Here is a 22,984-nt window from a genome sequence, read left to right as displayed (position 1 = left end):
ACGAAGTTTTTGGCTTCATGCAACACCCCCTTTTCTCTGCGATCGGACAAAAATCTAGGCTAATCTGACGGATTTCATTTTATCCTTTCATTTCGTTCTGTCATAGCTGCTGCGAGTGCTGCGCCGAGGGCGGAGCCGGTGTTTTCGAGGATGATCTTGACGTTGACCGCCTCGTCCAAGAGCAGCGTGTCGAGTGCACCACGCAGATGATGCGCGACAAGCGGGACTTTCTCATAGACGGAGCCGTCGACGGCGACGAACTGGTTCTCAAGCGCGTTTTCACCCATGCGGTGCTGAATGATGGCGACGTAGGTCGCCGCAACGATGCGTGCAGAGCGCACGATGACTGCAGTCGCGAGCTCCTGCAGGAGGGCACGCTCGGCGGCGGTGAAGGTCATGCCCGTTTTTGCCTCGATGACGGCGCCCGCCGAATGGCGGTCGAGATAGGCATCCGCAATGATCTCGGAGAGTTCAATGCTCGAAAAGGGGTAAACCCCGTCCGTACCGAGGAGGTCGGCAAGCGCCGCACCGTAGAGCGACCCGAGGTAGCGTCCGGACACCATCTTCTCAAGACGCTGTGCGCCGGGCTGCTCGGACTCCCTGTCCAGAATCTCATCGTATTTGGAGAAGGGAAGTTTTCCGAAGCCGCCCGACTCCATGTTGATGACGGTAGGCGGCTCGCTGCCGTCCGCGAACTCCTCGTAGTAGCAGGTATTCTGCCCCGTGGCGTAGATGGAGCCGATGTAGGTGTGCTCGTGCTTGTATGCCGCCGCGAGCAGGACTGCGACCGTGTCATTGATGACGGCGACGGGTTCAACGTTCGTCATGCCGCGCCGTGCGAGTGCTTCCTTGAGCAGATCGTTAACGACCTTGCCCTCGACCCCCTGCGTGGCAAATTCCTTCGTCCATACAATCAGTTTTGCGTTGTAGAGGTCGGTTTGCTGCGAGGGGAAGGAGAAGGTGTGTCCGAGCAGGTATTTCGTTGTGCGATTTCCCTCGATCGCCTCGTCGATGATCTCAGCGAGGAAGTCGAACATCTCCTCCGCCGTTGCATCCGCGCTGACGTAGTCATAAACACCGGGGAGGGTGAGCGGCTTTGCAACCTTGCTCAGTACCTCATATTCGCCGCCGCCCTTGAGGAGGATGCGAAGTGCTCGTACATTTGTGCCGCCAAAGTCGAGCGCGAGGAAGGAACCGGTTTCCTTCCCACTCGGCAGATCCGCATAGGAACGGAGCATACGAAGCGTTGCGCCCTCTTTGCCGGCGAGTCCCGCGCACATATCGGCGCGGAAATCGTCAGCAATCTTGCGGAGCGCATCGTCGTCTATGGTGAAGGCGGCCTTTATCTCGTCAAATTTTTCGCGATCAAATCCCATGGTAACTCCTCCCAGTTGGAACAGTTTCTGTGTGACGGCCTTTGGCAGTGCGAAGCCCCAAAGTGAACCCTAGTGGAGCAAACGGGGAAAGCGTGCGACCCGCCCCCGGCGTACTTCTTTCGTTCAAGCGTAGCGCGTTTAAGAAGTGCGACGGTATTTAGGCGGACGAGCACGCGACCATTTGCGCAACGAGGTGTTCGCGTGGGGCTTGTACTGCCCTAAATCTGTTTCCTATATTCCCTTTTAACGGAAGTGATCGAGCATCGCGCCGACGCTTGTAAAGACCTGTTTCGCCTGTGCCTGAATCTCAGGACGTGCCGTCGTGAGCGAGTAGCCGTCCCATGCCTTGAGCATCGGCAGGTCATTCGTCTCGTCACCTATGGCGAACACCTCTGCGCCGTCCCATCCCATGACGGAGAGGAGGGTACGGATGCCCTGATCCTTGCTGATGCCGGCGGGTGTGATGTCGAGGCTGCACGCATTCGGGAACGCGTGAATCTTGTCGCTGAGCTTTGCGTTCAGTACTGCCGCACACGCATCGGATAGTGCAGGTTCATGGAAGCCAAGTGAGAACTGCTGAATCCCCGTCAGTCCTCCGATCTCACTCTCCTCGATGTAAACGATGGGGAAATCCCAGTCCTTTGCCTCGCGTTCGATCCACGAGCCCTCAGAGTGGTGGCAGAGGTAGGTCACATCTGCCGCCGAGAAGGCGAAGTGGAAGGATTTCTGTGCGCTTGGCTCCGACGCAATCGCCGTGAGCGCGCGAGAATCAATCTCCGCCTGAAATCGGACAGCTGCATCCGCACCCCGTATGATGCCTCCGTTGTTGCAGACGGTATAGTCGAACTCTACGCCATACTCGATCAGTTGCGGGACAAGCATCCCGTAGTCGCGCCCCGAGACGACACCGAACTTGTGTCCTGCCGCGCGCCAGCGGGCGATGCCCTCCTTCGTCTCCGGGTCAATTTTGCCGCCCCGGAGGAGCGTGCCATCGTAGTCGCTTGCCGCTACCTTCATTTTATTTCCTCCTCAAAGACAACCGCCTCAAGCGGGCGAAGCACAGTGCACGGCGCATCCGCATAGCTGCCGATGAGGCGCACGCCTCTCAAAAATCCTGCGGGCAGCTGAACTTCCTCCGTGCTGAAGTTGACCGCTGTGATTACGCGGCGATTGCCTGCCGTGCGCGAGAATGCATAGATCTGCTCGTTGTCCGCAAGCAATTCCTCGTACACGCCGTTGAGGAGTACAGGATTCGTCTTGCGCAGACGGATGATCTGCTTGTAATAATTGAGCACGGAGTCCGCATCCGCTTCCTCAGCCGCCGCATTGATTGTGTGATAGTTTTCGTTTGCAGGCAGCCACGGTGTACCCGTGGTGAAGCCGGCGTTCGCCGTATTGTCCCACTGCATCGGCGTCCGTGCGTTGTCACGGCTGTTGAAGTGGACAAAGGACAGCGCCTCGGCGGGGCTGAATCCTTCCTTCAGCGCAAGCTCGTACTGACCGTGGGAGGAAATGTCGTCGTATGCGTCGATCGTGTCCCATTTGACGTTTGTCATGCCGAGCTCTTCGCCCTCGTAGATGAAGGGCGTGCCGCGCAGAGTCATGAGAATGGTCGCAAGTGCCTTTGCCGCAAGGCGTGTATCGTCGTCCTTCGGGAAGAAGTAATTGACGGAGCGTGCGCGGTCATGGTTCTCGAAGTAGATCGGATACCAGCCATCCTTGGCAACGCCCGCCTGACTTGCTGAGAGTGCTCCCTTGAGCTTTGTAAGCGGCCACGGGATCATCTTCGACCAACATTCGCCCTCCTCGTAGGGGACGAGGACGTGGGCAAACTCGAACAGCATCGAGAACACGCCGTTCTCGCCGACCCAGTCGGGGAGTTCCGCAACCGAGACACCGTTTGCCTCGCCGACGGTGAAGATGTCGTGTCCGTCAAAGACTTCCCTGCGGAATTCGTGGAGGAAATCAAGGATGCCGGGCGTGTTCGCCGTCATATCGTGGACGCTCACCATGCCGTCCGCCGCATCGGGTGTGCCGTCGGCGAAGACGGCGGGTTTCTTGATGTAGGTGATCGCGTCGATGCGGAAGCCGCCGACCCCCTTGTCGAGCCAGAAGTTCGCGGCTGCAAAGAGTGCTGCGCGCACTTCGGGATTCTCCCAGTTGAGGTCGGGCTGTGCCTCGGCAAAGGTGTGGAGGTAGTACTGACCGCGTTCCGCGCAGTACGTCCATGCGGAGCCTCCGAAGATGCCGCGCCAGTTCGTCGGCGCACTGCCGTCGGGTTTCGCATCGCGCCAGATGTACCAGTCGCTCTTTGCGTTATTGCGGCTGGATTTCGACTCGATGAACCACGGGTGCTGATCGGAGCTGTGGTTGTAGACGAGATCCATGACGATGCGCATATCGCGCTTCTTTGCCTCCGCGATCAGCTCCTCCATGTCGGCAAGCGTGCCGAACTGGGGATTGATGCCCGTGTAGTTACTGATGTCGTAGCCGTTGTCGACCATGGGCGAGGGGTAGACGGGGGTGAGCCAGAGCGCACCTGCGCCGAGATCCTTCAGATAGTCGAGCTTTTCGGTGATGCCGCGCAGATCGCCCGTGCCGCTGCCCGTCGTGTCATTGAAGCTCTTCGGGTAGATCTGGTAAACGGCGGTGTTCTGCCACCATTTCGTTGCTTTCATGGGGATTCCTTTCGTTATATGAGCTTCCCCCGTCGCAACGGGGGAAGTGGCGAGCATGCGAGCCGATAGGGGCGCCGGTGACGATACTCGGACCCTGTCGTTCAAAGCGCCCCTTCCACCACGCTGCGCGTGGTCCCCCTCCCCCGTTTCGACGGGGGAGGCTTTTCTTCATCAGAACGTCAGAACCGTCGTCTCGCCCGCCTTGGCATCCATGCCTGTCATCTTCTTCATGAGCGGGTACTCGGCGGAGTTCGTGACCGCCATGATGACCGTGTCCTGATAGCCCGCCGCATGAATCACATCGCGGTCAAACTTCACGAGCGGCGTACCTGCCTTTACGCTCTCGCCCATCTTGACGAGCAGATCAAAGCCCTTGCCTTCGAGTTTTACCGTGTCCACGCCGATGTGGATGAGAAGCTCCGCGCCGTTGTCCATACGAAGTCCGACCGCATGGCGGCTGTCCTCCATGACCATCGTGACCTCGGCATCCGCAGGAGCGACGACAACGCCCTCGGTCGGTTCGACGGCAACGCCGTCGCCCATCATCTTCTGCGAGAACATCTCGTCCTTGACCTCGCTCATGTCGATGACATGACCTGTCGTAACTGCATTGATGGCGACGGACTTCTCCGTGCCGACGGCAACCTCGTCCACATCGGAGGCGGGAGCGGTGAGGAGTGCCTCGAAACGCTCGCGGATCTGCGGGACGGAGAGACCGACAATGACTTGGAATGCGTGGCCGTTGCGGACAAGTCCGTGTGCGCCCGCCTCGGTGAATACTGCCGACGGAGCAACCTGCTCGGGATCGTTGACGGTGACGCGCAGACGCGTGGCGCAGTTCGTCACGTCCTTGATGTTTGCCGCGCCGCCGAGACCGTCGAGGAACGCCTTTGCCTTTACATCACGCTCGTCGAGCTTCATGCCGGGAGCGGCAGCCGCAGCACCTGCAGCACCTGCCTGTTTTGCCTTGTAGTCCGCCTTCGTGAAGAGTTTGTCCTCTACGCCGTCGTCCGTGCGGCCGGGGGTCTTGTAGTCTTTGAGCTGAATGACCCAGCGGAACACGAAGAAGTAGATCGCGGTGAAGCACAGACCAACGCCGATCTGCATGAGATAGGTCGTGTAGTGATACGAGAAGAGCGGAATCCAGTTCTGCACGAAGCAGTCGATCAGACCGCCGCCGAAGTTGCCCGAGAGTCCGATTGCATAGAGTGTTGCGGAAAGCGTCGCCGAGAGGACGGCGTGCAGGAGATAGAGAAGCGGTGCGACGAAGAGGAAGGTGAACTCGATTGGCTCTGTGATGCCGCAGAGCACCGCCGTGATCGTTGCGGGAATGAGGAGCGCCGCTGTCTTCTTGCGCTTCTCAGGCTTCGCACACATATAGATCGCGAGTGCCGCGCCCGGCAGACCGAACACCTTGCCGCTGCCGTGGAGGGCAAAGCCGCCCTCGGGGAAGAGCTCACGGAGCGACTGCCCGCTGACCATGAAGTCATTGATGTGGCCAAGCCAATATGCCTGAATGCCGCCGTCTACGACCGCAGGGCCGAAGATGAACGGGAGATAGATGAAGTGGTGGAGACCTGCGGGAAGGAGCATTTTCTCCGAGAACGTGTATGCCCAGACACCGAGGATGCCGCTGGTCTTGAGGAAGAACTGGAACTGCTCGATGGCGTGCTGAACGGCAGGCCAGACGATGCAGAAGAGAAGTGCCATCGGGATCATGACGACGAAGCCGATCGCCACGACGAACGCAGGTCCTTTGAAGATGCCGAGCCAATCGGGGATGTTCGTGTCATAGAAACGGTTGTGCAGGAACGCCGTGCAGCAGGCAATGAAGATCGCGCCGAGCATGCCCATGTCGAGCGTCTTGACGTTCGCGATCATTGCAAGGCCTGTGCCGGGACCCGCCGGCTGGCTGTAGTCCACACCGAACGCGCTGCCGTGGAGCGTGAGGAATGCGGAGATGAAGTAGTTGAAGAGCATGTAGATGACGAAGGATTCCATCGCACAGCGCGCGGGTTCCTTTTTTGCAAAGCCGATCGGCACGGCGATGGCGAAGAGAATGGGCATCTGCGCAAACACCGTCCACGCACCCTGTTCGACGACGAACCAGAAATCGTACCAGAGTGTGCCCTGTGCGGCGATGCTGCCGAGCAGCCCCTCGTTCTTGCAGACGATGGACACCGCCACCGTCAGACCGAAGAATGCAAACAGAATGACGGGCGTATACATCGCGCCGCCGAACCGCTGCATATTTTGCATGATGACATCCTTATTGAGTGCCATGTGCGTTCCTCCTTAAATCCCAACCTTGCAACTGTGTGTGAAACAAACCTGAAATCTGATGACTCAACGATAGCGCAAAAAAGCCGCGAATGCAATAGTTTCGCGGCTTTCGGGCAGAATGTACGGAGACTGTATTACGGTACATTGGATGAAATTTGTTACAGCAGCGGATGATTCGTATAGCCCTCAAAAACGCTGGAGGGCACATTTCTAATCCATCTCCTGCTCCTGTACATACAGGCGGTAGTGCACATACCAGATCTCGAGCAGGAGGAAGTAGGCAAGCATGGATTTGAACTGGAGGCGCTGTTCGTTCTCGGCGAGTCCAATCTCTGCGGGCATGACGTAGAGATTCTCTGTCGATTGGGCGGCGAGCGTGTTGTGCCGCATCTCTGTAATTGAGAGGATGGGGACGCCCTTGAGATGGAGCTGATCTGCGAACTCTACGACGCGCTCGGATTCGCCTGAGAGCGAGATGAAGATGAAGAGGTCGTCGGGCCCCGCCGTCTGGTAGACCGAGTAGAACTCCTCGCGACCCGCGATCTCGTAGATGAGGATGTTGTCATAGACGAAGAGCCTCTTCATCTCCTGCATGACGTTCGACTGCACATAGCCCGAGGCGTAGGCAAAGATGCGGTGCGCCTCGCGGATGAGACGGCTCGCGCTCGTGTAGTCACGCCGCATGAGCGTACGCCATGTCTGATCGTAGAAGCTGCCGAGCGTGGCTGTCACATCGCGGCGGGGCGACACCATCTCCGCTGCCTCCATACGCATGACCGCCTTCAGCTCGCCGAAGCCGTCGAAGCCAAGCTTTTGCGCGAAGCGCACGACGGACGCACTTGAGACTGCGCACGCGCGCGCGAGTTCGTGGATGGATATGCGGCTCGCCGCCGTACGGTTGCTGTCGATCCAGCGCCAGATACACTTGTCTGCATCGCTGAGATCCCTAAGATGTGCGTTGATTCGTTCTGTGAGCCGCATCTCATTCTCACCTTCTTTTGCTGGATCCTATTCCGCGTTATTATAGCATAACTTATAGAATATATTTGTAAAACTTCAAGAAATCGACACTTGATAGTATTCGGTACATCAGCGGCATTTTCCTTTATCAACGTTTTTCTTGCCCTACATGGAGAAACATCGTACAATGAAAACGGAAGTTGGATGTATAATCGGTGCAGAGGATCCGGAGTTCATCAACGGTTCCTATGCTTTTGCGCAGAAATACGTTCACGACCTCGACGCATGGAGAGTACTCCCGACCGAGGTGCAGGAGAAATATGTCGGTCGCCGAAAAAGGACAGCTCTTCTTCATCCCGTCGAAGGAGCTCCTCGGGCGTATCGCCGAGGGAGAATTGTTCTAGGGAGTCGCTGACAAAATGAAGTATGTCAGATGGCGGCTGAATTTATCAGTGCTTCCCTAGGAGCATTGAAATAGTATCAACTACAACACAAATGATGTGAATTCCTGTGAACGAACAGGGCTGCTGCACGAAGTTTTCTAGCTTCGTGCAGCAGCCCTGCTTTCTATTTCACATCGAGGAAGCACGGATCATTCTCACGTTTTTTGGCACGCATCCATCGCCCGCACCTTGGCGCATTGCTCAGGTGTGAGGGTGAGTTTGCCGCGGTCGAGGGAGAGTAGTCCCTCTGCACGGAGACGGTCAATGCTGCGGTTGACTGTCTTTAAGCTCGTGCCGATGGCATCGGCGATGTCCTGTCGGCGCATGGGAAACCGCACGGCGGCATCGCATGGGGGCAGGTTCTTTTGCAGGTAGGTGAGGAGACGCGATTGAACCGTCATGTATTTGATCCGACCGTATTCATCCGAGATTGGCCAAGATTTTCGCGCGATCATACAGGCAACGGCAAATGCTGCTCCGGCGTCGCGCTGGAGCCACGCGGCGAACGCCTCGATGCTGACAGCAAGCAGATCGCACACTGTTTCCGCCTCACACGTTGCGGCATAGTACGGCGTACCTGCAAGTGCTTCGTACTCGCCGAGGAATGTGGGCGGGTCGGCGATGGCAAACACATAGCGATCGCCTCCTGAGAACTCGTTGATGATGCGCACGCGCCCCGCGAGGAGGATGTAGACCGTGTCGGCATGCGTCCCCTTGCAGCGGATGATCTCGTCGGGCTGGAATGTGAGCAGCCGCGCAACGCGCAGCAGGTGTGGCGGTATCTCGGGGAACGACGGCAAACGCATGGTGACTCTCCTCTCAGTACAGTCTCTTCCTATTTTAACGGAAAAACTCCGTGCTGAAAAGTCATATGTCCTTTTTTTCGTTTGGCACATTTGATACAATCAAAAAAGAAAGGGGAATGCGGTATGAGTTCGAAGAGCGTGCAGAGCAAGCGCGTGGAAGTGATGGCAGGGCTGACATCGTTCTTTGCCATCTCGTACATCATCATTGTCAACCCGCTGATTCTCGCGGACGGCGGGATCCCGGCGGAGCTGAGCGTGTTCGCGACGATATTCGCCTCGGCGGTCGGGTGTCTGCTGATGGCACTCTGGGCGGATGCGCCGATCATCTTGACACCCGGTATGGGAATCAATGCGTTCTTCACATATACTGTCGTGACGAACATGGGGTTCCGTTGGCAGGAGGCACTTGCCGTCTCACTCGTCTCGGCGCTCATCTTCTTCGTACTCGCGGTGACGCGTGCGGGCAGGGTTCTGGCGGATGCTGTCCCGAAATCGCTGAAATACGCAGTGACGGCGGGCATCGGATTGTTCCTCGTGGAGATTGGACTGGAGAAGGCGGAGCTGATCCGTGCCGGCGAGAACTCGATCCTCGCGCTCGGCGATCTGCAAAATCCGTCTGCGCAGCTCGCGCTTCTCGGTCTCGTGTTGAGCCTGCTGTTCTACCAGCAGCGTGTGAAGGGCGGTTTTTTCATCGCCATCCTCATTGTGACGGTCATCGCCAATGTGTTCGACCTCGTCCACGCGAATACGATTGAGATTGATATGACGCAGCTCGGCGAGTACGGCACGCTGCTCTTTGCGGAGGACTTCTCCTCTGTGCTGATGATTTCGTTCTGGCTTGCAGTATTCTCGATGACGATGATTCTCGTCTTTGAGTCCATTGGATTGCTCGAAGGACTGCTGCCCAATACGGAGAAGTTCCGCAACGCGTTCCGTGCCTCGTCGCTGACAGCGGTGTTCTCCTCGGTGCTCGGGACGAGTCCGACGGTTGCTGCCGCAGAGAGTGCGGCGGGCATCATAGAGGGGGGGCGGCGCGGACTGACGGCACTCGTCGGCGGCGCACTGTTCCTGCTCACGCTCGTATTCATCCCCCTGCTCGCCTACGTTCCGCAGGCAGCTGTTGCGCCGGTCATCATCATCACGGGTGCACTGATGATGCAGCAGCTCGAAAACATCCACTTTCAGGATTTCTCAGAGTGGTTCCCTGCGTTTCTCATCATCGTGCTCATCCCGCTGACGAACAGCATCTCGACGGGCTTGGCGTTCGGCTTCGCCGCGCACCCGATGATGAAGCTGTTCACGGGCCGCCGGCGCGAGCTTGGCACGCTCTCCTACGTCCTTGGCGTGCTGTTCCTCCTGCAGCTCATCTTTGAAGCGGTGCAGTGAACGCATTTCAATAGGGGATAGGCCGCTATGGCGGTTTTCGATAAATGTTCTTCACAGTTTATGAAAGAGAGGTACACATTATGCCAACCCCACACATTGCAGCTGCAAAGGGCGAAGTCGCCGAGCGCATTCTCCTGCCGGGCGACCCGCTCCGCGCCAAGTACATCGCTGAGAACTTTCTCGAAGGGGCGAAAGAGTACACGAACATCCGCAACATCCTCGGCTACACCGGCACGTACAAGGGGCATCCCATCTCCGTGCAGGGAACGGGCATGGGGATGCCGTCGATCTCCATCTATGTCAACGAGCTCATCCGGGAGTACGGCTGCAAGACGCTGATCCGCATCGGCAGCTGCGGCGCATGCCACAAGGACATCCACATCCGCGATGTCCTCATCGCGCAGGCGACGACGACCGATTCCTCCATGCCGCGCAACATCTTCGGTTCTGCGGTCAACTTTGCACCGGTTGCGAACTTTGATCTGCTGCGCTCCGCATATCAGGCCGCCGTCGACAAAGGCATCGCCGTACGCGTTGGAAATGTGATGTCGCAGGATCGCTTCTACGATGACGAACTTGACATTCAAAAACTTGCGAGCTACGGCGTCCTTGGTCTGGAGATGGAGGCGGCGGCACTCTACCTCATCGCGGCAAAATTCGGCGTGCGCGCGCTCGCACTCTTTACCGTCAGCGACCACCTCGTCAGCGACGAGCCGCCTTCCACGGCAGAGGAGCGTCAGACATCGTTCAGCGAGATGATCGAGATTGCACTGGAGGCGTCGATCGCCTGATCATAGGAGGAGATAGCAATGGCCGGTATCAAACGCGTATTCCTCATCGTCCTCGACAGCTTCGGCATCGGGTGTGCACCGGACGCAGCGGACTTCGGTGATGGGCACTGCAGCACGCTCGCATCGCTGACGACGTCGTCGGAACTGCACGCGCCGAACCTCACGAAGCTCGGTCTCTTTAACATCGACGGCGTCGGCTGCGGTACGCCCGCAGACAGCCCCATCGGTGCTTTTGCACGGCTGCGGGAGCTCTCGCGCGGCAAAGACACGACGATCGGACACTGGGAAATCGCAGGCATCGTCTCCGAGCAGCCCATGCCGACGTATCCGAACGGATTCCCGACGGAGATCCTCGAGAAGCTCTCGGCGGCATGCGACGGGAAGAAAATCCTCTGCAACAAGCCCTACTCCGGCACGCAGGTCATCCACGACTATGGACGCGAGCAGGAGGAGACGGGTGGACTCATCGTCTACACGTCGGCAGACAGTGTGCTTCAGATCGCGGCGAACGAGGCCGATGTCCCCGTCGAGAGTCTCTATGACTACTGCCGTGCGGCACGCGAGATCATGCAGGGCGAGCACGGCGTCGGACGCATCATTGCACGGCCGTATGTCGGCAGCTATCCGAACTACGAGCGCACAGCGCATCGTCACGACTTCTCCCTCGATCCGACGGGCGATACGATGATGGACGCGCTCGTGCGGCAGGGGCATGAGGTCATCGCCGTCGGCAAGATCAGCGACATCTTTGCGGGGCGCGGCGTCACGCGCAGCACGGGCGTCAACGAGAACAACGCCGACGGCATGGAAAAGACACTCCGCATTCAGCAGGAGGACTTCACGGGGCTGTGCTTCGTCAACCTCGTCGATTTCGACATGGTATATGGGCACAGGCGCGACATCGCAGGCTATGCGCGCGCGACAACGGAGTTCGACGTGCAGCTCGGCACGTTCATGGAGCATATGCGTGAGGACGATGTGCTGATGATTACGGCCGACCACGGCTGCGACCCCGACGCGCCTGGCACAGATCACACGCGTGAGTACGTGCCGCTCCTCGTCTACGGCGCACAGATCCGTCAGGGGGTCAACCTTGGGACGTACCCGACCTTCGCCATGATCGGTGCGACCGTGGCGGATATGTTCGGTGCGGGGCTGACGACGAAGGGCGAGAGCCTGCTGCCGCGCATTCTTGCGCACTGAGGAGGATCGACCCATGCGCATGTATGACCTGATTACGAAGAAAAAGCATGGCGGCACACTCACTGCCGAGGAGCTGCGCTGCATGGTCGAAGGCTATGTCGCGGGCGAGATTCCCGACTACCAGATGTCCGCCATGCTGATGGCAATCTGGTTCAGCGGCATGACGGCACAGGAGACGACGGAGCTGACGATTGCAATGGCGGACTCCGGCGACCGTGTCGACCTCTCGGCGATTGCCGGCAAAAAGGTGGACAAGCACTCCACCGGCGGCGTCGGCGACAAGACGACGCTCATCTGCGCCCCGATTGTCGCCGCCTGCGGTGGGCGTGTCGCAAAGATGAGCGGTCGCGGACTCGGGCACACGGGCGGCACCGTGGACAAACTGGAGGCTATCCCCGGCTATGAAACGGCGATTTCGCGCGAAAAATTCTTCTCCATCGTGAACGAGTGCGGCGTGTCCGTCATCGGGCAGTCGGGCAACCTCGCACCGGCGGACAAGAAACTCTACGCGCTGCGCGACGTGACGGCAACGGTTGACTCGATCCCGCTGATCGCGTCCTCGATCATGAGCAAGAAGCTCGCCGCCGGCTCGGACTGCATCCTGCTCGACGTGAAGACGGGCTCGGGCGCGTTCATGAAGACGCTTGATGATGCCATCGCGCTTGCGCAGACGATGGTCGCCATCGGCGAGGGTGCAGGACGGCGTACCGTCGCACTGATTACTGACATGGACACGCCGCTCGGATTCGGCATCGGCAACAGCATCGAGGTCGCAGAGTCGATGGACGTGCTGCGCGGCAAGGGGCCATATGACCTGACGGAGGTGTCGCTCCAGCTCGCGGAGAACATGCTCTACCTCGTCGGCAAGGGCACGATCGAGGAGTGCCGCCGCATGGCGGAGCAGTCGATTGCCGACGGATCGGCGTTCGAGACCTTCTGCACGATGGTGCGGCGGCAGGGCGGTGACGATGCCGTGCTGCGCGACGCGTCGAAGTTCCAGCAGGCAGCCGTACAGGTGCAGATCCGCGCGAACGCGGACGGCTACATCACGGCCATGGACGCGGAGAAAATCGGCGAGGCGAGCGTCGTACTCGGTGCGGGGCGCGAGACGAAGGACAGTCCGATCGATTTCGCCGCCGGTCTCGTCCTGCACAAGAAATACGGTGACGCAGTGAAGTCGGATGACGTCATCGCGACGCTCTACACGGACAGCACACAGCGCGGCGACAGCGCGGCGCAGCTATACCGCGAGGCGATTACCATCGGCGCAGAGGAGCCGCCCGTCCGTCCGCTCGTCTACGCCCGTGTGGAGAAAGACAAGGTCGTTCGGTACTAAGGAAGCACTGATAAATTCAGCCACGCCATCTTGTCACATCTTTTTTGCCCTGTCTGTGTCGACAAATCCTCCACATAGCCTTTACTATGCGTCCGGTTTGTCTCCTTGACAGGACGAAAAATCTATAACAATCTGACGGACTTCATTTTATCAGTGATTCCTAACCACATACTCCGATGGGGGGATTTCGTATGTTTTTCTTCGTCAACTTGCTCGGCCTTGTTGTGTTCCTCGGAATCGGCGTGCTTGCATCGCGGAACCGCAAGGAGATCCAGTGGCGTTCGGTCGCCTCTCTGCTCACGCTGAACCTCATGCTCGCGTGGTTCCTGACCTCATTTGAAATTGGGCGTGAGATGATTACAGCCGCTGCGGGCGGATTCACGGAACTGATCAACATCTCGTATGTCGGAATCGCGTTCGTGTTCCCCGACTGGGTCAACGTGCCGCAGATGAACTTCTTCGCTGCGGCACTGCTGCCGATCCTCTTCGTCGTTCCGCTCTTTGATATCCTCACGTATTTCGGCATTTTGCCGTTTGTCATTCGCTGGATTGGCAAGCTGCTCACATTCCTCACACGCGCGCCGAAGTTCGAATCGTTCTTCGCCATCGAGATGATGTTTCTCGGCAACACGGAGGCACTCGCTGTGTCAAAACTCCAGCTCATGAAGATGAGCAAGGAACGCGTGCTGACCATCGGCCTCATGTCAATGAGCTGTGTGACAGCGGCACTCATCGCCGTCTATGTCAAGATGATGCCGGCGGAGTATGTCGTCACGGCAATCCCGCTGAATGTCATCAACGCGCTGCTCGTCTCCTCGCTCCTCCATCCCGTGAAGGTTGCGCTGGAGGAGGATACGATTGCAACGATCCACGAGGGAGGGGGGCGCGAGCCGTTCTTCTCCTACCTTGCGGAGTCGATCATCGGCGCAGGACGCCTCGTGCTCATCATCTGCGCGAACGTCATCGCTATCGTTGCGCTGCTCAAGTGCGTCAACGTCCTCCTCGGCATAGTGCACCCATCGCTCTCGCTCGAACTCATCCTCGGCGTCGTGTTGTTCCCATTCGCGTGGCTGCTTGGTCTCGAGCCGGCAGAGGCATTTCAGATTGCCCAGTACATGGGGACAAAGTTCATTACGAACGAGTTTGTCGTCATGCTGCAGATCCAGGATGTCGTCCGGACGTGGCCTGCGCATATGCAGGCCGTGATGACCGTGTTCATTACCTCATTCGCCAACCTCGGGACGATCGGCATCATCCTCGGCTGCTTTAAGGGACTCGTTGACGGCGCGCGCAACACGATCGTCGCACGCAACGTGTCCTACATGATACTGTCCGGATTGCTGGTCTCACTGCTGTCTGCCGCAATCTGTGGACTGTTTGTCTGGTAGGCAGAGTTTGTGCTACTGCACGAAACGGGCTGTTCACAACGGTATTTACTTGCCCCCAAAGGTTAGACTTAGTAAAGCTAACTTTCAAGGGTGGGATAGAGATTGGTGTTGGAGGATGACACTCCAAGGATACAAAAAGAGATTCCATTCGTCATATTTGGCGTTTGGAATCTCTTTTTCTGTGGTTATTTATTTTGCAGGAAAACCTCGGCTGGAACGTAACATGGCTGAAATGGGCTTACTTTCATGAAAGATTCAAATCATATGGAGCAGTACGGACAATGCTCATGAATCTATACCGTTATCTCGATTTGATTTCCTTCAATGCCGATGATGCAGCTCTCGTAATACCCGTCTCCCGTGGTGCGAGGCCCGCTGATGACCTCGTAGCCGTCGGATTTCATACGAGCGGTAAGGGAATCAACTGCATCTTTGCTGCCAACGCTGAAAGCAACATGAATAAAGCCTGTTCTGGCGAGTGTCTTCTTGTCATCTGTCATTTCGGGCTTCTTCATAATTTCCAGTCTTGCCCCGTCGTCAAAAGAGATGAAATAAGAACGGAAACCCGTATTTTTGTTGTGGTAGCCATCGTTGGCATTGCCGTTCAGATATTTTACGAAGAAGTTCTTCGCTGCCTCCAAATCATTCACATACATCGCAATGTGTTCGATCTTCATCGTATCCCCCTCCATTCACTGATTTCATAATCTCGTGAAGTGAACAATTCTCTGCGGCATCACGCTATTCCTGTTTTTTCAAAAATTTTCGGGTGGTGTCGACTGAGATTTCAATATCGATTTGACTGTCGGGATAGTGTTCAGAAGTTTTGCTTGTATGCAAGAGGTGAAGCAGACGAAAATCCCCCAGCTCAACTGGGGGGGAGAGAAAAATCTTATAGAAAAGGAATGCGCCTCCTATGCTGAACTAGAAGTGGCCTGACAACCACAAATGAAGAATAGCATGGGAGGCGCTTGTCAATGAATGACATAAAAAGTCTATCACATAGTACATGGAGATGTAAATATCATAATATCGTGTTCGCCCCGAAATATCGACGGCAAGTAATTTACAACCAAATTGAGGAAAGTTGTTTGATTAATATTTTTATGATATGATTACCAAGAAATTAAAATCCGTAACAAATTGCAGAATAATATATACAACTCGTCGGCATAGTGATTATGCTTGTCTATGGATTGGTGACAGATCCTGCCAATGTCCTTATAGGAGTTGCTGGTATTGTAGGGTTCTTCATAGTGTTGTTCGTTATTTAGGGAAGGAAAGTAAAAATCATGGGAGTATTTGATTTCTGTCATGGCAAGTCTACTGAACCTACTGGCTGTCCCGATGTGCCGATAGCGGATATTAAAGATGACCGTTTTAATGTCGGCCAGTACATCAACGGTCTTTCCAGTTTCATTTTGACCTGCGACACGCCGATGACTGTTTCTATTCAAGGAGACTGGGGCAGCGGAAAAACAAGCATGATGAACATGGTTGATGCCAACATAAGAAACTTGGCCTTACCCATCTGGTTTAACACGTGGCAATTCTCCCAATTCTCTCTCGGAAATTCGTTGGCAATCTCAATGATGGAGGTCTTGCTCCAAAGACTGGATGGGGATCCCAATATCTTGGGGAAAATTGCCGGCGGAATAAAAGGACTGGCAAAAAATGCCATCTTAACTGCCGCGGAGATGACAGCTGGTTCGCGGGTGGCCGATAAGATCGAGCAAGCAGCGGATTCTGCCACTGCCACGAGTTATGTTTCGGAAATTTTGGCTCTAAAGGAGCAATTTCAAAAAGCCGTGAACACAAAATTAGAAGAGACTATGCGTCAGCGTGTTGTTGTTTTTGTTGATGATTTAGATAGACTTCATCCTGCAAAAGCAGTGGAATTGCTGGAAGTCTTGAAACTCTTTTTGGACTGTGAGAATTGTGTATTTGTCCTTGCCGTCGATTACGAAGTAGTCACTATGGGGATAAAGCAGAAGTATGGCTCGGAAGTGGATGCTCACAAAGGGCGCAGCTTTTTTGATAAGATCATCCAACTTCCATTTAAAATGCCTGTAGCGCAATACGATATAGCCGTTTATGTGCAAAATATAATGGAGCGACTTAAGGTCGATACTGATGATGCCAACGTGTCGCTTTTCACCTCGCTTATTAAGACATCCATCGGACTCAATCCACGGAGCATGAAACGCCTGTTTAACACTTTTCAGCTGTTAAATATTATCACCGAGTCCGTAATACATCATATCCCTGAAAAATTGCGTCAGCGCATTTTATTTGCCACTGTCTGTATGCAAATGAGGTATGATGCTCTGTATAATTACATGGCAGCAGGAAATGCAAGCATAGACAATCTCCGTGCACTGTCGAGCGTCGATGCCCATATGATTAAACACTTCGTCGAACATCAAGGAAATACAGCGGATACGCAGGAAGATGACAACATTACTGATTTCGCTATTTTGGAGGAAATCTTTGCCCGTGTTGATTTTTCGGCGGAACTTACACGCCTTGTACAGGAGTTGCCGAACTTCCTGGAATATTTCCTCTTGACGGTAAAAGACGATGCAGCCTCGGAGTTTTCCGAAACTAATACGTATTATTTGCGTGATATTCTCCGCTGTTCGGCTGTCACTTCGGTAGGCGGTGAAGATATTGGAGATGCTGCGGAACAGGCATGGGGAAACAGAAGCCGAAATCGCAGTCTAGTGCAGGCGGTGAACGAACAGCTCTCTGATTTGCCTACCCAATTTTCAGTATATCAGTCGCGTCGGCGTAACGATGGAATCATATCGTCCTGTGCTACCGGCTATACCATGATAAACAGAAACGGTAAAGAATATAAGCTGGAATACGATGTCGATAATTGCAGCCAATTCGGTTTGAGCGTGGGGATTTTCTTGCAAGGTCGTTCTTACGCCAGCAAGAAACACCACCAGCAATTCTATGAAATATTCGGTGAAAATCCTTTGGCTTACGACAGTCCGCCGACGAAGGAAAACTGGGCATGGTACATTTATGATAATATGTTGCGCATAAACGGGCGCGATGCAAACGCCCCTTACCAAATTGCCAACGTCGTACGTGATGCTTATGCTCGTTTTGAAAAGGTGTTGGCAGGAGTAAACGCAGAATCGGAGTAAATGCCATGATAAGGAATGGTGGAACCATCAAGGAAAGGATGGAGACGGAAATGGATCGCCATTTAGGCTGCGAAAAAAGTATACGAGCGGTGGAGAATTTCATCTGACAACATTTCTATTTTTGTATACTTCCTGGACATGACGAATCCCTCCTGTTGTAATTTTTATTTTACAACAGGAGGGATTTTTCTTCCTTGTCCCTTATCTAGGGTGCAGTCCAAACAGAGCGCCGGCCTGTTCTTTTATGTTCCGGTCAATTCTTATTTGAGTGGGGACAGTTGACATGATGACCATACTCCTTCCTTTTAGAACTAGTACAGCCTGTTTGGTTTACGATGTAAAGCAAAACGCTTGAGTATAGCTAGGGAGGGAACAATCAAAGCTTTCATTTTTACAAAAGAAGAGAGCCGCAATAATCTCCAAGCCGTGTAGCACACGGCATTTGACGGAGGAAGAAATCAAACAGATTTTCGTTAAGGCATTGAACTCTTTGGTGGAAGTGAAAGAGAACGCGATCGCAGAACCCCGCTCCCTGATTGACAACGTTTGCCAAACGGGGGAGATGACGGAGGAATGGGATAACGTAGAGCAGGAACTCGGCGTTTTGACAGAACGGCTCGAAACGCTGATTCACGAGAATGCACGGGTGGCACCGGATCAGACAGTGTATCTGAAACAGGAAAATGAGATTCGTGCACGTTATCTGGAAAAGCGGGGGCTTTTGGAGCAGTTGGATGAGCAAATTGCCGAGAGGGACGGCAAGAGAAAATCCTTGGATGGAATGACACAGATGCTTTGTGGTATCCATGGGGAACAAATTGAGTTTGATGAAGAGTTATGGGGCGGACTGCTAGATCACATTGTAGTTAAGGAGGATGGCACGGTGATTGTTATGTTCAAGGGCGGGATTGAGACTGCAGTTGAGGGATGAGTGCCTCTAGAAAAAATAGATTCCATTATGCTCCCCATCCTACATTATAGTCAGATGCACATTCCTTTTCAAAGAGAATGAGATTTTGGATATCGTAAAGCAGAACTGCATCACCACATTCGGTGGTTCTGTAGGAAAATCGGCATGGAGCGCCTACCGCGCTCAAGGGATGATGAAGATTGCCGTTCTGGATGCTGACCTCATAGCAAGGAAGCAACATAGATTTCCGAATCTCGTCTGTATGGAAACTATCTGGTTATCATAAATCCGGAGAAAATGACGTACATTACGGCTTTATCGAGGCGTTTATTGAGCGGCTTAGCGAGAAGTACAACATCCGCGAAATTGTCTTTGAGCGACGTGACGCGGTACAGATGGTGCAAAACCTCGAGGGGATGAGCTTCACCGTTGTTCCATTCGGGTAGGGCTTTAAGGATATGGGGGCACCAACCAAGGAGTTGATGAAGCTGACGCTGGAAAAGAAATAGCGCACGGCGGGCATCCCGTCATGCGCTGGATGGCAGACAATATATTCATTCGCACCGACCCTGCAGGAAACATCAAGGCGGACAAGGAGAAATCCACCGAGAAGATCGACGGCGTGATCGTGCTTATCATGGCGCTTGACCATGCGATTCGGTGTGGGAATGATACCTCCGCATGTGTCTATGATGAGCGAGGAATTTTGTTGCTGTGAATTAGTGTTTATTCGAGCGGTTCCAGTTTTGACAGCGTGACCTTGTCGTATGCACCGTTTTTCTTATCTTCGGGATGGGGTTCCAATCCGATGATGGTAATATCTTTCTGCTCTGGGCCATACACCCAATACATTCGCATGGCGCGACTGGTTCGGTTCTCCAAATATGACTGCCAGACCTTTTGTCCGTACCGTCTGGTTAAATCTTGGATTTCGTGTGTATGGAGGCTTGGATAGAACGGATTGCCAGAAAGAAGTTTTAAGGCTTTGCCCCATTTTTTATAGAGGTTGGCATCTGATTTTGAAATACTTCCATCCATGCTCTCTTTGTGCAGACGCATCCACAGTTCAAGCATTTCAGGAATGCCCATATGAATCGAAAAATCCATATTCAGAATCCGGAGAGGTCAATCGGTGCAGAAACTTTTCCTGTATTCAGATTGCGAATCGATTCATCCATCATCTGTAGCGTACGTTTCGATATTTCCTCTGGACGAACCAGTTCTCGCGGCTCTAGCAGGATGATGCCGTTATCGTATTCCTGTACTTCGTAATAATCATATTTAGCACCGCGCAGTGTCAGACGTTTCTTTGCATCCAAGTGAGCCTGATAGCGACCTTTGATTGCAGCTTGCATACATATTCCTCCGTTCTAAGGAGTGGGATTTCCCACATTTGATATGGTTAGTATAAATCAAATTCGAATATTGTGCAAGACATGGGGATTGGGAGATTGCAGCGGACAAAAAAATTACAAACCTGAAATGGAGGTTTCCATGAACCTATTCAGCAAACTCTTTCGTTCGCGGAACAAGCCCAAGAATCACCTCGGCGGCTTGTCCTTTTTGTTTGGACAGACAGCGGCGGGCAAGGCGGTCAATGAGAGGACTGCGATGCAGACAACAGCGGTTTACGCTTGCGTGCGCATCCTTGCCGAATCCATCGCAGGATTGCCGCTCCACGTCTATAAATACAAAGGGCAGGGAAAAGAGCGTGTGTATCTACCTCACTTTCGTTGGATTTTCTATATATTTTCATTATACTACAGTCCACCCAATAATATGATCAGAAACACATAAAAAACACTAACTTTAATTTTTCGACTTGCATTAACAAAAGAACTGTGCTGTTATTTCTAACAGGTCGTATGAACGATATACAGACAGAAGGGAATCACCATGACAAAGCCCCCCCATCGACAGATGAACAAATTCGGTTCTTGTCCCTTTGCTACGGCGCAAAAACTCATCGCAGGGAAATGGGCGATCCTCATCATGCGTACCCTTGCCGCCGGTGCAAGGCGCTTTGGCGAAATTCAAAAGGAAGTCGGCGCAACACAGGCGACACTTGCCACACAGCTGAAAACGCTTGAATATGAAGGCCTGCTGACACGCACCGCCTTCCCCGAAGTCCCGCCGCGCGTCGAATACGAGCTGACGCCAATCGGTTACGCGTTCACCCCCCGTCCTCGATTGCATTGAAGTGTGGGGAAACCGCTACATCGACTATCTGCATCAACACACGACACAGGCAGAATCTCTGCCGCAGGAAGAACCCACTCTATCATCACATAACGAAAGGTGATGCCGCATGAAAATCACATATTGGTCCGACTACGCCTGTCCCTTCTGCTACATCGGAGAGACACGCATGAAAAAAACCATTGCCGCGATGGACACCACCGAGCCGATTGAACTTGAAATGAAAGCGTTCCAGCTTGATCCAAATGCACCGCGAAAATCCGTAGGCAACATGACCGACCTCTTCGTACGCAAGTACGGATTCTCGCCAGATGAAGCAGAAAAGCGCATCGACAGCATTACTGACATGGGCAGACAGGAAGGACTGAACTTCAACTTTGTCGATGCCCAGTTTGTCAACACCGTGGATGCACATCGTTTGACCAAGTATGCACAAAGCAAAGAGCCGGAGAAAGCCGACCGTCTTATCGAGGTTCTCATGGATGCCTATTTCGGCAAAAATGCCGCCCTCTCCGAACCCGATGTTCTGCGCTGTGCGGCACAGTCGGCAGGTCTTAATATGGAAGAAGCGGAAAAAGTGATCAAGTTCGACACGCTCTATCTGGACGAAGTGCAGCAGGATGAAACGGAGGCCTATATGCGTGGCGTCAGCTCCGTGCCGCTCTTTATCATCGGTGATGAACGCATTGCCGGCGCAGACAGCATCACACGGATGAAAGCCGCACTCCAAAAGGCACTGGAAAAATAATTTTTGTAGGTTGTAAAATCAAGTTGCACAGGAAAAATTCCATAGCGGAAGCCTTATGGTAAAAATTGATATTGTCAAGAACAGTTGACAAATTTCTCACAAGGGAACGAACGTTTAAGTGGTTGCGGCAATGGAGTCATAGAACTGTCGACGTTTCACCATCGGAGGAAGCCCACCGTTTGCGGAACAGATCCGGCGGTTGTTCCAATAGCTCATGAAATATCGCCAAACCAGAACCTTCAACTCTTCGGTTGTCATTTTCTTTGTGTCATAGCGTCCATAGAGCAGCTCCGACTTCATGCGTGCCCACATACTCTCACAACGCGCGTTATCATGACAGCGTCCACCGGCACTGTTCATACTTTGTCGAATCCCATAGTTTTGGATTGCCTCCCGATACAGCTGACTCGTGTACTGGCTGCCGCGATCCGAGTGCAGGATTGCTCCCCTGAGCATCGGGTAGGAAATCATGGCGTTATCAAGCATCTGCACACACAGAGAAGCCCGCATATTCGTATCCACAGAAAGTCCGAGCACGCCGGCGTCATAGCAGTCAAAGAGTGCTGAAATATAGAGTTTTCCGTCACACGCTGGAATCTCTGTCATGTCAGTGACACACTTGGAAAGCGGTGTTTCGGCATGAAAATCACGGTGCAGGAGATCTTCCGACATCTGTGCCTGCCGATCTGCTTTTGTGATACTGTTCGGCTTATGATTGGGACGATGACTCAAGCCGATCTCTTCCATAATGCGGTAAACGGTGCGTTCACTCGGAACATGGATGCCTTCTGGCTGCTTGATCTTGAGTGCCTGATACATGCGGATTCTTCCGTAGGTATCGTTGCATTCATCCTCTGCATGGATCTGCATCATGGCATCGGCAAGTTCCTGATATTTCCATGGGCGGTCTTTGCTCACCAGATACTGATAAAATCCCTGTCTTGTGACATGGAGCAGTCTGCAATAAAAACTGATATTTCCTTTATGTGCGCCGTCTGCTGTCTTGAACGCAATAAACTTCATACGTTCGTTTTTGTTGACTTCAGACGGCTCGCGGCGAAAAAAGCGCTTGCTTCTTCCAGAAAGTCATTCTCTTTCTTCAGACGTCGAATTTCCTTATCCTGTGCCTTGCTGGGCGCGCAGCTGTACGAGTTCCTCATGCAAGCTCAGGGCACTCTGCGGTGTTTGCGTGCCGCACCCAAGATCCAGATATCCAAGACGTTGTGCGCGTGTCCATGTATACATCGTGTTCTTGGAAATTCCTAGCTCTTTGGCGGCTTTTGCTTGACCGATTTCCTGCGCCAGCTTGATTGCCTGCA

At 54.0% G+C, this 22,984-nt stretch carries 21 protein-coding genes and 4 pseudogenes; 13 read left to right on the top strand and 12 right to left on the bottom strand.

The window, feature by feature from the left end; translation table 11 throughout:
* Window positions 1-74: 74 nt before the first annotated feature.
* The 5 genes from HMPREF1992_RS03505 to HMPREF1992_RS03485 form a co-directional block, all read right to left on the bottom strand.
* Window positions 75-1,376: a hexokinase gene (locus HMPREF1992_RS03505; RefSeq protein ID WP_021684461.1), complete on the bottom strand. Its 1,302-nt coding sequence runs from the start codon at window positions 1,374-1,376 to the stop codon at window positions 75-77.
* Window positions 1,377-1,619: 243 nt separating this feature from the next.
* A complete protein-coding gene (locus tag HMPREF1992_RS03500; RefSeq protein WP_021684460.1) occupies window positions 1,620-2,393 on the bottom strand; it encodes an HAD-IIB family hydrolase in 774 nt (257 codons plus the stop codon).
* On the bottom strand, window positions 2,390-4,054 hold the full coding sequence (locus HMPREF1992_RS03495; RefSeq protein WP_037358422.1) for an alpha-glucosidase: 1,665 nt from the start codon (window positions 4,052-4,054) through the stop codon (window positions 2,390-2,392). The genes HMPREF1992_RS03500 and HMPREF1992_RS03495 overlap by 4 nt, the downstream gene beginning before the upstream one ends.
* A gap of 171 nt (window positions 4,055-4,225) precedes the next feature.
* Window positions 4,226-6,337 carry an alpha-glucoside-specific PTS transporter subunit IIBC gene (locus tag HMPREF1992_RS03490; RefSeq protein WP_021684458.1) on the bottom strand — a complete coding sequence of 704 codons (2,112 nt, stop codon included), beginning with the start codon at window positions 6,335-6,337 and terminating at the stop codon, window positions 4,226-4,228.
* 210 nt (window positions 6,338-6,547) lie between these two features.
* Window positions 6,548-7,318 (bottom strand): MurR/RpiR family transcriptional regulator, encoded by a 771-nt coding sequence (locus HMPREF1992_RS03485; protein WP_021684456.1) that lies wholly within the window; start codon window positions 7,316-7,318, stop codon window positions 6,548-6,550.
* A 148-nt stretch (window positions 7,319-7,466) separates the two neighbouring features.
* Between HMPREF1992_RS03485 and HMPREF1992_RS11320 the strand changes: the two genes are divergently transcribed.
* On the top strand, window positions 7,467-7,712 hold the full coding sequence (locus HMPREF1992_RS11320; protein ID WP_081689285.1) for a Dyp-type peroxidase domain-containing protein: 246 nt from the start codon (window positions 7,467-7,469) through the stop codon (window positions 7,710-7,712).
* A gap of 183 nt (window positions 7,713-7,895) precedes the next feature.
* Here HMPREF1992_RS11320 and HMPREF1992_RS03480 read toward each other — a convergent pair whose 3' ends face one another.
* Complete coding sequence (locus HMPREF1992_RS03480; RefSeq protein WP_021684454.1) at window positions 7,896-8,546, bottom strand: Crp/Fnr family transcriptional regulator; 651 nt, start codon at window positions 8,544-8,546, stop codon at window positions 7,896-7,898.
* Between the two features lie 123 nt (window positions 8,547-8,669).
* Here HMPREF1992_RS03480 and HMPREF1992_RS03475 point away from each other — a divergent pair, with 123 nt between their 5' ends.
* The 4 genes from HMPREF1992_RS03475 (at window position 8,670) to HMPREF1992_RS03460 (ending at window position 13,262) form a co-directional block, all read left to right on the top strand.
* Complete coding sequence (locus HMPREF1992_RS03475; RefSeq protein WP_021684453.1) at window positions 8,670-9,932, top strand: NCS2 family permease; 1,263 nt, start codon at window positions 8,670-8,672, stop codon at window positions 9,930-9,932.
* Window positions 9,933-10,012: 80 nt separating this feature from the next.
* Window positions 10,013-10,723 carry a purine-nucleoside phosphorylase gene (gene deoD, locus HMPREF1992_RS03470; protein WP_037358420.1) on the top strand — a complete coding sequence of 237 codons (711 nt, stop codon included), beginning with the start codon at window positions 10,013-10,015 and terminating at the stop codon, window positions 10,721-10,723.
* An 18-nt stretch (window positions 10,724-10,741) separates the two neighbouring features.
* On the top strand, window positions 10,742-11,926 hold the full coding sequence (locus HMPREF1992_RS03465; RefSeq protein ID WP_021684451.1) for a phosphopentomutase: 1,185 nt from the start codon (window positions 10,742-10,744) through the stop codon (window positions 11,924-11,926).
* 13 nt (window positions 11,927-11,939) lie between these two features.
* Window positions 11,940-13,262, top strand: a complete 1,323-nt coding sequence (locus tag HMPREF1992_RS03460; RefSeq protein ID WP_021684450.1) for a pyrimidine-nucleoside phosphorylase — start codon at window positions 11,940-11,942, stop codon at window positions 13,260-13,262.
* Here the strand turns inward: HMPREF1992_RS03460 and HMPREF1992_RS11755 are convergent.
* Window positions 13,259-13,384 (bottom strand): secretion protein HlyD, encoded by a 126-nt coding sequence (locus HMPREF1992_RS11755; protein WP_231366952.1) that lies wholly within the window; start codon window positions 13,382-13,384, stop codon window positions 13,259-13,261. The genes HMPREF1992_RS03460 and HMPREF1992_RS11755 overlap by 4 nt on opposite strands.
* Before the next feature lie 69 nt (window positions 13,385-13,453).
* On the opposite strand from HMPREF1992_RS11755, the gene HMPREF1992_RS03455 reads away from it, so the two are divergent.
* Window positions 13,454-14,650: a NupC/NupG family nucleoside CNT transporter gene (locus HMPREF1992_RS03455; RefSeq protein WP_037358418.1), complete on the top strand. Its 1,197-nt coding sequence runs from the start codon at window positions 13,454-13,456 to the stop codon at window positions 14,648-14,650.
* 293 nt (window positions 14,651-14,943) lie between these two features.
* On the opposite strand, the gene HMPREF1992_RS03450 is transcribed toward HMPREF1992_RS03455, so the two are convergent.
* The gene (locus HMPREF1992_RS03450; protein WP_037358412.1) at window positions 14,944-15,327 is read right to left on the bottom strand and encodes a VOC family protein; all 384 of its coding nucleotides are present in this window, start codon (window positions 15,325-15,327) and stop codon (window positions 14,944-14,946) included.
* Between the two features lie 300 nt (window positions 15,328-15,627).
* On the opposite strand from HMPREF1992_RS03450, the pseudogene HMPREF1992_RS11120 reads away from it, so the two are divergent.
* The 4 genes and pseudogenes from HMPREF1992_RS11120 to HMPREF1992_RS11115 all read left to right on the top strand — a co-directional run.
* Window positions 15,628-15,738: pseudogene (locus HMPREF1992_RS11120) on the top strand (IS200/IS605 family transposase); the annotation flags it as partial.
* A gap of 204 nt (window positions 15,739-15,942) precedes the next feature.
* Window positions 15,943-17,808, top strand: coding sequence for a P-loop domain protein, KAP family (locus HMPREF1992_RS10935; protein ID WP_021684446.1), 1,866 nt, complete (start codon window positions 15,943-15,945; stop codon window positions 17,806-17,808).
* A gap of 415 nt (window positions 17,809-18,223) precedes the next feature.
* Window positions 18,224-18,739, top strand: a pseudogene (locus HMPREF1992_RS03440) (hypothetical protein); the annotation flags it as partial.
* Window positions 18,740-18,954: 215 nt separating this feature from the next.
* A pseudogene (locus tag HMPREF1992_RS11115) lies at window positions 18,955-19,436 on the top strand (terminase TerL endonuclease subunit); the annotation flags it as partial.
* Between the two features lie 8 nt (window positions 19,437-19,444).
* On the opposite strand, the gene HMPREF1992_RS03425 reads toward HMPREF1992_RS11115, so the two are convergent.
* Window positions 19,445-19,825: a hypothetical protein gene (locus HMPREF1992_RS03425; RefSeq protein WP_021684442.1), complete on the bottom strand. Its 381-nt coding sequence runs from the start codon at window positions 19,823-19,825 to the stop codon at window positions 19,445-19,447.
* Between the two features lie 2 nt (window positions 19,826-19,827).
* Window positions 19,828-20,073 (bottom strand): hypothetical protein, encoded by a 246-nt coding sequence (locus HMPREF1992_RS03420; RefSeq protein ID WP_021684441.1) that lies wholly within the window; start codon window positions 20,071-20,073, stop codon window positions 19,828-19,830.
* Window positions 20,074-20,212: 139 nt separating this feature from the next.
* Between HMPREF1992_RS03420 and HMPREF1992_RS11750 the strand changes: the two are divergent.
* The 3 genes and pseudogenes from HMPREF1992_RS11750 to HMPREF1992_RS03405 form a co-directional block, all read left to right on the top strand.
* Window positions 20,213-20,434 (top strand): annotated as a pseudogene (locus tag HMPREF1992_RS11750) (phage portal protein); the annotation flags it as partial.
* Between the two features lie 204 nt (window positions 20,435-20,638).
* The gene (locus HMPREF1992_RS03410; protein WP_021684439.1) at window positions 20,639-20,917 is read left to right on the top strand and encodes a helix-turn-helix domain-containing protein; all 279 of its coding nucleotides are present in this window, start codon (window positions 20,639-20,641) and stop codon (window positions 20,915-20,917) included.
* A 109-nt stretch (window positions 20,918-21,026) separates the two neighbouring features.
* Window positions 21,027-21,665, top strand: coding sequence for a DsbA family protein (locus HMPREF1992_RS03405; RefSeq protein ID WP_021684438.1), 639 nt, complete (start codon window positions 21,027-21,029; stop codon window positions 21,663-21,665).
* Between the two features lie 114 nt (window positions 21,666-21,779).
* Here HMPREF1992_RS03405 and HMPREF1992_RS03400 read toward each other — a convergent pair whose 3' ends face one another.
* The gene (locus tag HMPREF1992_RS03400; protein WP_021684437.1) at window positions 21,780-22,688 is read right to left on the bottom strand and encodes an IS3 family transposase; all 909 of its coding nucleotides are present in this window, start codon (window positions 22,686-22,688) and stop codon (window positions 21,780-21,782) included.
* A gap of 93 nt (window positions 22,689-22,781) precedes the next feature.
* Window positions 22,782-22,984, bottom strand: a 203-nt coding sequence (locus HMPREF1992_RS03395; protein ID WP_021684436.1) for a hypothetical protein, incomplete at its 5' end; no start/stop codon positions are given.

The organism is Selenomonas sp. oral taxon 892 str. F0426 (genome assembly GCF_000468035.1).
GTDB lineage: Bacteria > Bacillota > Negativicutes > Selenomonadales > Selenomonadaceae > Centipeda.
The sequence above is the reverse complement of the archived record's forward strand: the minus strand, read 5'-3'. Positions and strand labels throughout refer to the sequence as shown.

Coding starts and splice junctions, on each gene's coding strand:
- HMPREF1992_RS03480 (WP_021684454.1), bottom strand. CDS start 8,546: ATGCGTTTGCCGTCGTTCCCCGAGATACCGCCACACCTGCTGCGCGTT.
- HMPREF1992_RS03420 (WP_021684441.1), bottom strand. CDS start 20,073: ATGCAAGCTGCAATCAAAGGTCGCTATCAGGCTCACTTGGATGCAAAG.
- HMPREF1992_RS03485 (WP_021684456.1), bottom strand. CDS start 7,318: ATGCGGCTCACAGAACGAATCAACGCACATCTTAGGGATCTCAGCGAT.
- HMPREF1992_RS10935 (WP_021684446.1), top strand. CDS start 15,943: ATGGGAGTATTTGATTTCTGTCATGGCAAGTCTACTGAACCTACTGGC.
- HMPREF1992_RS03490 (WP_021684458.1), bottom strand. CDS start 6,337: ATGGCACTCAATAAGGATGTCATCATGCAAAATATGCAGCGGTTCGGC.
- HMPREF1992_RS03450 (WP_037358412.1), bottom strand. CDS start 15,327: ATGAAGATCGAACACATTGCGATGTATGTGAATGATTTGGAGGCAGCG.
- HMPREF1992_RS03465 (WP_021684451.1), top strand. CDS start 10,742: ATGGCCGGTATCAAACGCGTATTCCTCATCGTCCTCGACAGCTTCGGC.
- HMPREF1992_RS03460 (WP_021684450.1), top strand. CDS start 11,940: ATGCGCATGTATGACCTGATTACGAAGAAAAAGCATGGCGGCACACTC.
- HMPREF1992_RS03400 (WP_021684437.1), bottom strand. CDS start 22,688: ATGAAGTTTATTGCGTTCAAGACAGCAGACGGCGCACATAAAGGAAAT.
- HMPREF1992_RS03505 (WP_021684461.1), bottom strand. CDS start 1,376: ATGGGATTTGATCGCGAAAAATTTGACGAGATAAAGGCCGCCTTCACC.
- HMPREF1992_RS03425 (WP_021684442.1), bottom strand. CDS start 19,825: ATGGATTTTTCGATTCATATGGGCATTCCTGAAATGCTTGAACTGTGG.
- deoD (WP_037358420.1), top strand. CDS start 10,013: ATGCCAACCCCACACATTGCAGCTGCAAAGGGCGAAGTCGCCGAGCGC.
- HMPREF1992_RS03500 (WP_021684460.1), bottom strand. CDS start 2,393: ATGAAGGTAGCGGCAAGCGACTACGATGGCACGCTCCTCCGGGGCGGC.
- HMPREF1992_RS03410 (WP_021684439.1), top strand. CDS start 20,639: ATGAACAAATTCGGTTCTTGTCCCTTTGCTACGGCGCAAAAACTCATC.
- HMPREF1992_RS11320 (WP_081689285.1), top strand. CDS start 7,467: ATGGAGAAACATCGTACAATGAAAACGGAAGTTGGATGTATAATCGGT.
- HMPREF1992_RS03455 (WP_037358418.1), top strand. CDS start 13,454: ATGTTTTTCTTCGTCAACTTGCTCGGCCTTGTTGTGTTCCTCGGAATC.
- HMPREF1992_RS03405 (WP_021684438.1), top strand. CDS start 21,027: ATGAAAATCACATATTGGTCCGACTACGCCTGTCCCTTCTGCTACATC.
- HMPREF1992_RS03495 (WP_037358422.1), bottom strand. CDS start 4,054: ATGAAAGCAACGAAATGGTGGCAGAACACCGCCGTTTACCAGATCTAC.
- HMPREF1992_RS03475 (WP_021684453.1), top strand. CDS start 8,670: ATGAGTTCGAAGAGCGTGCAGAGCAAGCGCGTGGAAGTGATGGCAGGG.